This window comes from Pseudomonas sp. GW821-FHT09C10 (assembly GCF_059418085.1).
Map to the genome: position 1 here is coordinate 151,979 of NZ_JBWKPE010000003.1, position 12,431 is coordinate 164,409.

Below are 12,431 nucleotides of genomic sequence, written 5' to 3' on the forward strand. Positions count from 1 at the left end.
GTTGGTGCACTCGACAGGATTCGAACCTGTGACCGCTCGGTTCGTAGCCGAGTACTCTATCCAGCTGAGCTACGAGTGCAGATTGTGTTTTTAGACCAGATCACAACTGGTTGAAGCCAAGCTACCTGCATTGCTGCAACTAACTCTTAAATGGTGCACTCGACAGGATTCGAACCTGTGACCGCTCGGTTCGTAGCCGAGTACTCTATCCAGCTGAGCTACGAGTGCATTTGTTGCCGCGCATTATAGGCCGTTCAATCTCTATGTAAAGCTATTTTTTCGTTTAATTTCAACAACTTAGCGAAAAAACCAGATTGCAACGTACTAAGCAAATAATGGCGGAGAACGGGGGATTCGAACCCCCGACACCCTTTTGAGGTGTACTCCCTTAGCAGGGGAGCGCCTTCGGCCACTCGGCCAGCTCTCCGCAACACGGGGCGTATATTAACCACGTTCATCCCCGTTTGCAAACATAAAAAACGATAAAAATTAAAGGCTTGGTTCTCAGTCCTTTTCCTCGTCCTTCTGTTCGTCGTTTTGCGCGTCCTGATCTTTACCCTTCTCCCTGTCCTTCTCTTTACTGATCCGCTGGTAGATTTCCTCGCGGTGGACCGCTACCTCTTTCGGAGCATTCACCCCGATACGTACTTGATTGCCTTTGACGCCGAGCACGGTCACGGTGATTTCGCCATCACCGATAATCAGGCTTTCTGCGCACCGACGAGTCAGAATCAGCATACCTTTCTCCTCACGCATTTCATTTCAGGAACAACAGTCTGCAAAAAAAAGGCGTTCGACCTACGACTCGATAGCCATAGCCCTAACGGCCTAAGTATTGTCGAGCGCACGCAAAAGACCATGCGCCCTACAAAAAAATGAAAGGCGCGGTAAACCGCGCCTTCCTGGCATTGCGTCACTCGCCCTGTCGGGCCGGAGCATCCAGCTCGAAAGCGGTATGCAGCGCGCGTACAGCCAGCTCCAGGTACTTCTCTTCAATCACCACCGAAACTTTGATTTCCGAGGTAGAGATCATCTGGATATTGATGCTTTCCTTGGCCAAAGCCCCGAACATGCGGCTGGCAACGCCGGCATGGGAACGCATGCCCACACCTACGATCGAGACCTTGGCAATCTTGGTATCGCCGACCACTTCACGGGCGCCAATTTCGCTCGCGGTGTTCTCCAGGATTTTCAACGCCGCATCGTACTCGTTGCGGTGCACGGTGAAGGTGAAATCGGTGGTGTTATCGTGCGAGACGTTCTGCACGATCATGTCGACTTCAACATTCGCATCGCTGATAGGGCCCAGAATCTTGAAGGCCACGCCCGGGGTGTCTGGCACGCCACGGATCGTCAGCTTGGCTTCATCGCGGTTGAAAGCGATGCCGGAAATGATCGGCTGTTCCATGGATTCCTCTTCATCAATAGTAATGAGGGTGCCCGGACCCTCCTTGAAGCTGTGCAATACGCGCAGCGGAACGTTGTACTTGCCGGCGAACTCCACCGCGCGGATCTGCAACACCTTGGAGCCGAGGCTGGCCATTTCCAGCATCTCTTCAAAGGTGATCTTGTCCAGGCGCTGGGCCACGGACACCACACGCGGGTCGGTGGTGTAGACGCCATCCACATCGGTGTAGATCTGGCACTCGTCAGCCTTGAGGGCCGCAGCCAGGGCCACACCGGTGGTATCAGAACCGCCACGCCCGAGGGTGGTGATATTGCCGTGCTCGTCCACACCCTGGAAGCCCGCTACAACTACCACGCGCCCGGCTTTCAGATCACTGCGAATTTTCTGGTCGTCAATCTGCAGGATCCGCGCCTTGGTGTGCGCGCTGTCGGTGAGGATGCGCACCTGGCTGCCAGTGTAGGAAACGGCAGGCACGCCACGTTTGTTCAGGGCCATGGCCAGCAAGGCGATGGTCACCTGCTCGCCGGTGGACACGATCACATCCAGCTCACGCGGCAGCGGCTGTTGCTCGCCACTGATGGCCTTGGCCAGTTCGATCAGGCGATTGGTCTCGCCGCTCATGGCCGACAGCACCACGACCAGGTCGTCACCGGCATCGCGGAATTTCTTAACCTTGTCGGCCACCTGCTCGATTCTTTCGACAGAGCCGACCGAGGTGCCTCCAAATTTCTGTACGATCAAAGCCATTTCCAAGCCGCCTCAGCCCGTAAAGGGGCGCCTAATATCCAATCAACCAGCACAGAACAGCCCGTGACTAGACCACGGGCGGGTTAACAGTGCCTTAAATACCTGCCTCGACAAATGGCACGGTCAGGGCCAGGGCCGCGTCCAGGGCACTGGCGTCTACACCACCGCCTTGCGCCATGTCCGGACGACCGCCGCCCTTTCCGCCCACTGCCGCAGCGGCTTGCTTCATCAAATCACCGGCCTTGAGTTGGCCAGTCAGGTCCTTGGTTACACCGGCAACCAGCACGACCTTCTCCTCATGGACACTGCCGAGCAGGATCACTGCGCGGCCGAGCTTGTTCTTCAACTGATCGACCAGGGCCAACAGCGCCTTGCCGTCCTGGCCGTCCAGGCGTGCAGCCAGGACTTTCACGTCCTTGACGTCAACGGCCGAAGCCGACAGATCGTCGCCCGCAGCGCTGGCCGCCTTGGCCTGCAACTGCTCCAGCTGTTTCTCCAGCGCACGGTTGCGCTCCAGAACGGCGGACAACTTGTCGATCAGGTTGTCGCGGCTGCCCTTGACCAGGCTGGCCGCTTCCTTGAGTTGTTCTTCAGCCGCATTCAGGTAGGCCAGGGCCGCAGCGCCGGTCACCGCCTCAATACGACGCACACCCGACGCCACGCCGCCTTCGCTGATGATCTTCAGCAGGGCGATGTCGCCGGTACGGTTGGCGTGGATACCGCCACACAGTTCCACCGAGAAGTCGCCGCCCATGCTCAGCACGCGCACGCTGTCGCCGTATTTCTCGCCGAACAGCGCCATGGCGCCCTTGGCCTTGGCCGTCTCGATGTCAGTCTCTTCGGTTTCTACCGGGGAGTTCTTGCGAATCTCAGCGTTGACGATGTCTTCCAGGGCCTTGATCTGCTCAGGCTTGATCGCTTCGAAGTGACTGAAGTCGAAACGCAGGCGCTGGCTGTCGACCAACGACCCCTTCTGCTGGACGTGCTCGCCCAGCACTTGGCGCAGCGCGGCGTGCAGCAAGTGCGTGGCCGAGTGGTTCAGCGCGGTGGCATGGCGTACGTCGGCATCGACCTGGGTGTCCACCGGCGCACCGACGGTCAGGTTGCCCAGCACCAGCACGCCGTGATGCAGGAACGCACCGCCGGTCTTGGTGGTGTCGCGCACCTCGAAACGACCGGAGGTCGAACTCAGGAAACCACAGTCACCGACCTGGCCACCGGATTCGGCGTAGAACGGCGTCTGGTCCAGGACCACAACTGCCTCTTCGCCTTCGCTCAACACGTCGACCGACTTGCCGTCTTTATAAATGGCAACGATCCTGGCCGCGCCAACGGTCGCCTTGTAACCGGTGAATTCGGTGGGCACGTCAACCTTGACCAGGGTGTTGTAGTCCAGGCCAAAGGAACTGGCGGAACGGGCGCGCACGCGCTGGGCTTCCATCTCACGCTCAAACCCGGCTTCGTCGATGGTCAGCTCGCGCTCACGGGCAATGTCGGCGGTCAGGTCCATCGGGAAGCCATAGGTGTCGTACAGCTTGAACACGACATCGCCCGGCACCACGGTGCCTTTGAGCTCGGCCAAGTCCTGTTCCAGAATCTTCAGGCCGTGCTCCAGGGTCTTGGAGAACTGTTCTTCTTCAGCCTTGAGCACACGCTCGATGTTGTCCTGCTGCTGCTTGAGTTCCGGGAAGGCATCGCCCATCTCGGCAACCAGTGCGGCGACGATCTTGTAGAAGAAGCTGCCGGTGGCGCCCAGCTTGTTACCGTGGCGGCAGGCGCGACGGATGATGCGACGCAGCACGTAACCACGGCCTTCGTTGGACGGCAGTACACCGTCGGCGATCAGGAAACCGCAGGAACGGATGTGGTCCGACACCACCTTAAGGGACGACTGGCTTTCATTGGCACAACCAATGGCCGCGGCCGACGCGCTCAGCAGGTTGGTGAACAGGTCGATCTCATAGTTGGAGTGAACGTGCTGCATCACCGCACTGATCCGCTCCAGGCCCATGCCGGTGTCCACCGACGGCGCTGGCAGCGGATGCAGCACGCCATCGGCGGTGCGGTTGAACTGCATGAACACGTTGTTCCAGATCTCGATGTAACGGTCGCCGTCTTCTTCCGGCGAACCCGGTGGGCCACCCCAGATGTCAGCGCCGTGATCGTAGAAAATCTCGGTGCAGGGGCCGCATGGGCCGGTGTCGCCCATGGTCCAGAAGTTGTCGGAAGCGTAAGGCGCGCCCTTGTTGTCGCCGATGCGAATCATGCGCTCGACGGGCACCCCGATTTCCTTGGTCCAGATGTCATACGCTTCATCGTCCGTCGCGTAGACCGTCACCCAGAGTTTTTCCTTGGGCAGCTTCAACACGCCGGTCAGAAAGGTCCAGGCGAAGGTAATCGCGTCTTTCTTGAAATAGTCACCAAAGCTGAAGTTACCCAGCATTTCGAAGAACGTGTGGTGGCGAGCGGTGTAGCCGACGTTTTCCAGGTCACTGTTCTTACCGCCGGCACGCACGCACTTCTGGCTGCTGGTGGCGCGGGTGTAGGCGCGTTTTTCCTGGCCCAGGAAGCAGTCCTTGAACTGGTTCATCCCCGCGTTAGTGAACAGCAGGGTGGGGTCATTGCCTGGGATCAAGGAGCTGGAGGAGACACGGGTGTGACCTTGCTCTTCGAAGAAGCGAAGGAAGGCTTCACGGATTTCTGCGCTTTTCATAGGTTCTTCCACGGAGGCTGCGGCCAAAGGCCAGTGCGCAACATCATCAGACGGAGCGACGGCAAAAGGCCGCATTATATCGGCCCTTTGCCGGTGGTACAGCGTGTTTATGCGATAGAGAGGTTCAATTAGACGGTCTGCACACTCATTTGCGCGAAAAATCGACGAATGCCTTGAGCACTTGCTCGATCTGCGCCCGGCTCACATCCAGATGCGTCACCATGCGCAGGCGCGGCGCAGCACTCAACTTGATCCCACGCTCGGCGGCAAACACCTTCAAGGCCTGGGCCTGGTCGCCGATCTGCACGTAGACCATGTTGGTCTGCACCGGCTCCACCGCGTAACCGGCGTTGCGCAGCTCATCGCCCAGCCATTGCGCATTGGCATGGTCGTCGGCCAGGCGCTGCACCTGGTGATCCAGGGCGTACAGCCCCGCCGCTGCCAGGGAACCGGCCTGGCGCATGCCACCGCCGACCATCTTGCGCAAACGGCGCGCCTTGGCGATCAACGCCGTGGAGCCGCACAGCACCGAGCCGATCGGTGCACCGAGGCCCTTGGACAGGCACACCGACACCGAGTCGAAATGCTGGGCGATCTCCCGTGCATCGACCCCAAGCTTGACCGCCGCGTTGTAGAGTCGCGCGCCATCCAGGTGCAGGGCCAGGCCATGTTCGCGGGTCAACGCCCGCGCCTTCGCCAGGTAGTCCAGCGGCAGCACCTTGCCCTGCATGGTGTTTTCCAGGGCCAGCAGGCGGGTGCGGGCGAAGTGGAAGTCGTCGGGCTTGATGGCCTCGAGCACCTGATTCAGGTCGAGGGAGCCATCCGCCTGCACGTCCAGCGGCTGCGGCTGGATCGAACCCAGCACGGCCGCCCCGCCGCCCTCGTATTTGTAGGTGTGGGCCTGCTGGCCGACGATGTACTCCTCGCCACGCTCACAGTGGGCCATCAGCGCCAGCAGGTTGCTCATGGTGCCGGTGGGCACGAACAGCGCGGCCGCAAAGCCCAGGCGCTTGGCCAGCTCGGCCTCCAGGCGGTTGACGCTGGGGTCTTCGCCGTAGACGTCATCGCCGCTGGCGGCATTGGCCATGGCGTCGAGCATGCCAGGGGTGGGTTGGGTCACGGTGTCGCTGCGCAGGTCGATCACAGACATGAAACAAGCCTCGAAGGGGTTCATTAAGATTCTCATGAGGATGATTACTGCGGGCAAAGCCGCGGAATATCAAGCCCCACGCGTTCTCAATCGAATACCAACCAAACAAACCGATATAGCTTATCGATACGACGCTCGTGCAGTTTATGAAAAACCATGTTAAAAACTCTCCGCCGCCAGGGTTCTGGTGGCAACGTTCTCAGGGCGGGGTGCAATTCCCCACCGGCGGTAATTGCACGCAATGTGCATAGCCCGCGAGCGCTTGGCGCCTCGAACTGCTCACGCAGGACGGCGACAAGGTCAGCAGACCCGGTGTGATCCCGGGGCCGACGGTCATAGTCCGGATGAAGAGAGAACGGGATTGGCACCTAAGGGCCGTACGTTGAGCGCATGCCTGCATGACTCGGCGGTTCGTACCCTTAAATCCCATTCGATTCATAACGCCCTGTTTTTTTCTTAAACAGGAGTCAGAACATGCAACCCACCGCAATCGACAGCAAAAGCAAAAACCATCACGGCGAGCGCGTCGCATTTATCCAGGCCTGCTGGCACAAGGATATTGTCGACCAATCGCGCAAAGGCTTCCTCGCCGAAATGATCGCCCAGGGCTACCAGGAATCGGACATCGATTTCTTCGAAGTCGGCGGCGCCTTTGAAATGCCCCTGCACGCCAAGCTGCTGGCCAAGACCGGCCGTTACGCCGGTATCGTGGCCGCCGCGCTGGTGGTGGACGGCGGGATCTACCGTCACGAATTCGTCGCCCAATCGGTGGTCAGCGGCCTGATGCAGGTGCAGCTGGAAACTGAAGTGCCGGTGTTCTCAGTGTCCCTGACGCCGCATCACTTCCATGCCGGTAGCGAACACACCGCGTTCTTCCATGAGCACTTCGTGCACAAGGGCCAGGAAGCTGCACGTACATGCGCCGACACCCTGCACAAGGTGCGGGCGATCCGTCGCAGCGAGCCACGGGCTGTAGCGGTCTAAGCAACACTGCAAAACAAAATGTGGGAGGGGGCTTGCCCCCGATAGCAGTGTGTCAGTCAGCTCATCTGGAGCTGAGACACCGCCATCGGGGGCAAGCCCCCTCCCACATTTGGATCCGGATACGCCTTGAGACCTATGCCAGGCCCACATCCGTGGTTGGCACAATCAATATCCCCGCCCGCAAGCCGTTCTTCACCTTCGGGTTGGGGAAAATGATGCGCGCCCCCTCCTCCTCGATCACCCAACGGGTCTTGGCCACGTCTTCGGCCAGCAGATAACCCTTTTCCAACTCCGAAAAGTTTTCCACGTCCGCCGGCAAGTGCAGCAGGAATGCATCGCTGTGCTTGATGACTTCCCGCGACACGGCGAACAGTTTCAACCCGTCCAGGCTGTCAGTCTCAGGCTCGGTGCCTTCGATGATCTGCTTGAGGCGCAGCTCCAGGCGGGAAACATTCACGCCCTGGTTGTGCCCGAACGGTCGCGCCTTGCCCAGTTCCAGGGTGAAGGCCTCGGCCTCCAGCTGCTCGTAGGTAAACGCGGTGAAGGTGATCGAGCTCTTGTTCTGCAGCAGCACCGCTTCCATGCCGGCAGCGTTCAGGCGCGCCAGTTCGTGGCGTGAATGCTGGCGCCCCTCCTTCCAGGGGTACAGCGCAAACTGCTCGATCTTCGAGCCGCGGATGGCGGTGTGCAGGTCGTAATGCAGGCGCGAACGGCCAGGCTGGCTGAAGAAGCTGCGGGCCAGCTGTTCAAGCTCGGCGGCGCGCATGGCTTCGGGGCCGATGTTTTTTTCATGCCGGCCGTTGAACAGCCGGTTGACGTCCAGTTCAAGGTAACGCTCGCCGCGGCGCATGGCCTCGGGGTTGCCGAACAGGAACAGAATACGGGTGCGGGGCTTGATCTCCCCACGGGCGATGCCATGCAACAGACGGTCGAGCAATTCGATCGGCGCGGTTTCGTTGCCATGGATGCCGGAAGACAGCAGCAGGTCGCGGCCATTGTCCGTTGCCTGCGGCGGGCGCACTTCGAGTGCGCCCTCGCTGAGCCAGCGCATCTGCACGCCGTCGACAGTCAGTTGAATTTTTTGCGCCGGTTCGCGACCGGCGAGGGTCAGTTCAAGCAGTTTGCCAAGGGCGAGCATACGCAGCTTCCTTAGTGGTTGCAGCCTGGGCCGTGGACGTGATCGTCGTCATCACCTTCAACGTCGGCCGGTTCCATTTCCAGTTGCAGGCTCATCAGGTTGGTGGCCAGTGGGCGCATCAACAGGTTGGCGTATTCGGCGTCGCCTTCTTCCACGTCCACGCCGATCAGCAGTTGGCCACGGCCGTCGTGCTGGATCCAGATTTCCTTGCCCTGCCAGACCACGGCGACGCGGGTGCAGGAGGTTTCCAGCTGGGTGCCGTCGGTGTCTTCAAGGATCAGTTGCAGGGTGTCGGTGGTCATAAATAATTCTCAGCCATAGGGTGTAAAAAGAGGTGGCGTTAATTGATCTGGAAAGGATAAACCGAGCCCAGTTTAAGGATTTGCGTCAGCTCATCCAGTGCCGTCCGGCACTCAAGCAGCAATTGCGGGTCAGCCAGGTCGGTTTCGCGCAGGCTGTCGCGGTAGTGCTTGTCGACCCATTGGGTCAGTGTGTCGTACAACGGCGCGGTCATGATAACCCCTGGGTTCACCGCTGCCAGCTCGGTTTCGTTGAGGGCCACGCGCAGGCGCAGGCACGCCGGGCCGCCGCCGTTCTGCATGCTTTGCTTGAGGTCGAAGACTTTGACTTCGCGGATCAGCCCAGCGGACGCCGTCAGGCCTTGCAGGTACTGCCAGACGCGCTCATTGGCGCGGCATTCTTCCGGCACGATCAGCAGCATCGAACCGTCGGCGCGGGTCAGCAACTGGCTGTTGAACAGGTAGGAGCGCACCGCGTCCTCGACGCTGACCTGGGCACGCGGCACACACACCGCCTGGAAGTTGCCGCCCAGCGCACCCAACTTGCCTTGCAACTCGGCCAGCATCTGCTCGGTATTGAGGAACGCGTCCTCGTGATAAAACAGCACCTCGCCGTTGCCCACCGCGATCACGTCGTTGTGGAACACGCCGGCATCGATCACCGCCGGGTTCTGCTGGGCGTAGACCACGCCTTCATCCTTCAGGCCATGCAGGCGGGCGACGGCCTGGGAGGCTTCGAGGGTCTGGCGCGCCGGGTACTTCTGCGGGGCCGGGTAACGGGGGTCGAACGCGCTGCGCCCGAACACGAAAAACTCCACCCCCGCTTCGCCATACTCACGGCAGAAACGCGTGTGGTTGGCCGCGCCTTCGTCGCCGAACTGCGCCACCGCCGGCAACGCGGCGTGGTGGGCAAAGTGTTTCTGGTCGGCAAACATCGCCCCCAGCACGCGGCTGGTGGTGGGGTGTTCGATGCTGCGGTGGTATTTGCAATTGAGGTTGGCGGCGGTGAAATGCACGCGGCCATCTGCCGTGTCGGCGCTCGGGCTGACGGTGGCGGCGTTGGCCACCCACATGCTCGACGCCGAGCAACTGGCGACCAACAACGGCATGGCCTGCTTGGCCGCCTGCTGGATGACCTGGGCGTCGGTGCCGCTGAAACCGAGGTTGCGCAACGCCGCTACGTCCGGACGTTCCTGGGGCGCGAGCACGCCTTGCACAAAGCCCATGTCCATCAGGGCTTTCATTTTCTGCAGGCCCTGCAACGCCGCTTCCCTGGGGTTGGAATGCTGCTGGCTGTTGCTCTGGGACGCGACGTTGCCGAAGGACAAACCGCCGTAGTTATGGGTCGGCCCCACTAGACCGTCAAAATTGACTTCATAGGATTTCATCGGCGAGGCTCCACGAACATCTGTTTTTATAGGCTTCAAATGACTTGAATACACCACTGACCCCCTGTGGGAGGGGGCAAGCCCCCTCCCACATTTAGATCAGCGTAATGCCGGGGGTTAGCGTGGCCGGTACCACCAGGCTTGGCGTTTCAAGCGACGCCACCGGGTACGCGCAATAATCCGCCGCGTAATACGCACTGGCGCGATGGTTGCCCGAGGCCCCTACCCCGCCGAACGGCGCGGTGCTGGCGGCGCCGGTCAGCTGTTTGTTCCAGTTGACAATGCCGGCACGGCTTTCCAGCCAGAATTGCTGGTAACGCGCCTCGGAATCGGACAACAGGCCCGCGGCCAGGCCGTACTGGGTGTTGTTGGCTTCGGCGATCGCCGCCGCGAAATCGGCGTAGCGGATCACCTGCAACAGCGGGCCGAACAGTTCTTCGTCTTCGCGCTCGGCCACGCCGGTCACGTCGATGATGCCTGGGGTCAGCAAGGCGGCCTGGTCCTGGGGCTGGGTCATCTCCAGCAGCGCCACGGCGCCATTGGCCAACATCAATTCCTGGGCGTCCATCAGGGCTTTTGCCGCCGCCAGGGATATCACCGAGCCCATGAACGGCGGCGGTTGCTGGTCGAACGCGCCGACTTCAATCGTCGCGCTCACCGCCACCAGCCGCGCCAGCAGCGCATCGCCCCAGGCGCCTTCCGGCACCAGCAGGCGACGGGCACAGGTGCAACGCTGGCCGGCGGAGATAAACGCCGACTGGATGATGGTGTAGACCGCCGCATCCACATCGGCCACCTCGTCCACCACCAGTGGGTTATTGCCGCCCATTTCCAGGGCCAGGATCTTGTCCGGACGCCCGGAGAACTGCTGGTGCAGATGATTGCCGGTACGGCTGGAACCGGTGAAGAACAACCCATCGATACCGGGGTTGGCGGCCAACGCAATGCCGGTCTCGCGCGCGCCTTGCAGCAGGTTCAACACGCCCGCCGGCAAACCGGCGTCGATCCAGCACTGCACGGTCAGCTCGGCAACTTTCGGGGTCAGCTCGCTGGGCTTGAACAGCACGGTATTACCCGCCAGCAACGCCGGGACGATATGTCCGTTGGGCAGGTGGCCGGGGAAGTTGTAAGGACCGAACACCGCCACCACGCCGTGGGGCTTGTGGCGCAATACGGCGGTGGCGTCGCCCAGGGGGCCGCTCTTCTCGCCGGTACGCTCGCGGTAGCTTTGCACCGAGATAGCGATCTTGTTGGCCATGCTGGTGACTTCGGTGGCCGACTCCCACAGTGGCTTGCCGGTCTCCTCGCCGATGCAGCGCGCTATTTCATCGGCGCGGCCTTTCAGGCTCGCGGCGAAGGCTTCCAGCACGCTGATGCGCTCTTCCAGCGGGCGCCGGGCCCAGGCCGGGAACGCCTGGCGCGCGGCCTGCACGGCCGACTCGACCTGCTCGACCGTGGCGCCATTACCGGCCCACAGCACCTGCTGGGTCACCGGGTTACGCGATTCAAACAGTTCCCCCTGGCCAGCCAGCCAGCTACCTGCGATATACAGCGAATTCATTATTTCGACTCCCGGGCAGCAGACAACGGTACGGCACGCACTTGATCACCCACCACCAGCTGCAGGCGCTTGGCGGTTTGCGGATCGACCACCAGCGTGCCGGCCGCCAGGCGCGCCGGTGCGGCGGTGATGCGGCAATCTTCGCGTTTGCGGTTATGGATCAGGAACGGCGTGGCGTCGTCCCCCGGTGTGCCGATGGCCAACACCAGCGACTGGCTGTCACGCACCGCACGGATCTTGCTGGTTTCACACTCCACGGCCGGGCCGGCGTCGAAAATATCGACGTAGCCCTGGTAGCTGAAGCCTTCGCTCTTGAGCATGCTCAGCGCCGGCTCGGTGTCCGGATGGACCTTGCCGATCACGTTGCGCGCGTCCTCGGAAAGGAAGCAGCTGTACAACGGAAACTTGGGCATCAGCTCAGCGATAAATGCCTTGTTGCCCACGCCCGTGAGGTAATCCGCCTGGCTGAATTCCATCTTGAAGAAGTGCCGGCCCAGGCTTTCCCAGAACGGCGAACGCCCGGCGTCGTTGGACACGCCACGCATCTCGGCGATGATCTTGTTGCCGAACAGTTGCGGGAACTCGGCGATAAACAACAGGCGCGCCTTGGCCAGCATGCGGCCGTTGAGGCCGTTACGGTAATCGGCATGCAGGAACAACGAGCACAGTTCGGAATTGCCGGTGAGGTCGTTGGCCAGGAACAGCGTCGGAATCTCACGGTAGATATTCAGTTCCTGGGAGGCGCTGACCGTCAGGCCGACCCGGAAGTTGTACCACGGCTCGCGCAGGCCGACGGCACCGGCGATGGCGGAAATCCCCACCACGCGGCCTTCGTCGTTTTCCAGCACGAACAGGTAGTCGGCATCACCGCGCCCGGCGTCGCCGCGAAAGGTTTTTTCCGCCCAGCCTACCCGGTGGGTCAGGCGCTCTTCGTTGGCCGGCAAGGTGGTGAGGCCGGTGCCGGTGCTGCGCGCCAGATCAATCAGGGCCGGTAAATCGCTGCTGCGTACGGGACGAACGATCATGCTATCTCCTCAGACGGG

Annotated in this window: 10 protein-coding genes, 3 tRNA genes and 1 riboswitch; of the genes, 1 reads left to right on the forward strand and 12 read right to left on the reverse strand. The window is 61.2% G+C overall.

The genetic code is table 11. From position 1 onward, the window contains the following. Window positions 1–2 precede the first annotated feature (2 nt). From AC07OT_RS07675 to ltaE, 7 genes are all read right to left on the reverse strand, one after another. A tRNA-Arg gene (locus AC07OT_RS07675) sits at window positions 3–79 on the reverse strand. Between the two features lie 72 nt (window positions 80–151). Then, a tRNA-Arg gene (locus AC07OT_RS07680) sits at window positions 152–228 on the reverse strand. A 108-nt stretch (window positions 229–336) separates the two neighbouring features. Then, window positions 337–427: transfer RNA gene (locus AC07OT_RS07685), tRNA-Ser, on the reverse strand. Window positions 428–504: 77 nt separating this feature from the next. Beyond that, window positions 505–738 (reverse strand): carbon storage regulator CsrA, encoded by a 234-nt coding sequence (csrA, locus tag AC07OT_RS07690; protein WP_065939087.1) that lies wholly within the window; start codon window positions 736–738, stop codon window positions 505–507. A gap of 175 nt (window positions 739–913) precedes the next feature. Further along, a complete protein-coding gene (locus AC07OT_RS07695; protein ID WP_065939088.1) occupies window positions 914–2,155 on the reverse strand; it encodes an aspartate kinase in 1,242 nt (413 codons plus the stop codon). A 94-nt stretch (window positions 2,156–2,249) separates the two neighbouring features. Beyond that, entirely contained in the window at window positions 2,250–4,868 is a 2,619-nt protein-coding gene (gene alaS / locus AC07OT_RS07700) for an alanine--tRNA ligase (protein ID WP_065939089.1), read from the reverse strand. A gap of 145 nt (window positions 4,869–5,013) precedes the next feature. After that, complete coding sequence (ltaE, locus tag AC07OT_RS07705; protein ID WP_495107821.1) at window positions 5,014–6,018, reverse strand: low-specificity L-threonine aldolase; 1,005 nt, start codon at window positions 6,016–6,018, stop codon at window positions 5,014–5,016. A 191-nt stretch (window positions 6,019–6,209) separates the two neighbouring features. Beyond that, window positions 6,210–6,379: riboswitch (FMN riboswitch) on the forward strand. Between the two features lie 113 nt (window positions 6,380–6,492). Between ltaE and AC07OT_RS07710 the strand changes: the two genes are divergently transcribed. Continuing rightward, on the forward strand, window positions 6,493–7,002 hold the full coding sequence (locus AC07OT_RS07710) for a 6,7-dimethyl-8-ribityllumazine synthase (protein WP_065926190.1): 510 nt from the start codon (window positions 6,493–6,495) through the stop codon (window positions 7,000–7,002). 133 nt (window positions 7,003–7,135) lie between these two features. Here AC07OT_RS07710 and astE read toward each other — a convergent pair whose 3' ends face one another. The 5 genes from astE to astA all read right to left on the reverse strand — a co-directional run bounded on the left by astE (window position 7,136) and on the right by astA (window position 12,413). Beyond that, window positions 7,136–8,140 (reverse strand): succinylglutamate desuccinylase, encoded by a 1,005-nt coding sequence (gene astE / locus AC07OT_RS07715; RefSeq protein ID WP_092359547.1) that lies wholly within the window; start codon window positions 8,138–8,140, stop codon window positions 7,136–7,138. A gap of 11 nt (window positions 8,141–8,151) precedes the next feature. Next, window positions 8,152–8,442 carry a topoisomerase II gene (locus AC07OT_RS07720; RefSeq protein ID WP_495107822.1) on the reverse strand — a complete coding sequence of 97 codons (291 nt, stop codon included), beginning with the start codon at window positions 8,440–8,442 and terminating at the stop codon, window positions 8,152–8,154. Between the two features lie 38 nt (window positions 8,443–8,480). Continuing rightward, entirely contained in the window at window positions 8,481–9,827 is a 1,347-nt protein-coding gene (gene astB / locus AC07OT_RS07725; RefSeq protein WP_141155838.1) for an N-succinylarginine dihydrolase, read from the reverse strand. A 94-nt stretch (window positions 9,828–9,921) separates the two neighbouring features. Then, a complete protein-coding gene (gene astD, locus AC07OT_RS07730; RefSeq protein ID WP_495107932.1) occupies window positions 9,922–11,391 on the reverse strand; it encodes a succinylglutamate-semialdehyde dehydrogenase in 1,470 nt (489 codons plus the stop codon). Further along, on the reverse strand, window positions 11,388–12,413 hold the full coding sequence (gene astA / locus AC07OT_RS07735; protein WP_065939094.1) for an arginine N-succinyltransferase: 1,026 nt from the start codon (window positions 12,411–12,413) through the stop codon (window positions 11,388–11,390). The genes astD and astA overlap by 4 nt, the downstream gene beginning before the upstream one ends. Window positions 12,414–12,431: the final 18 nt, after the last annotated feature.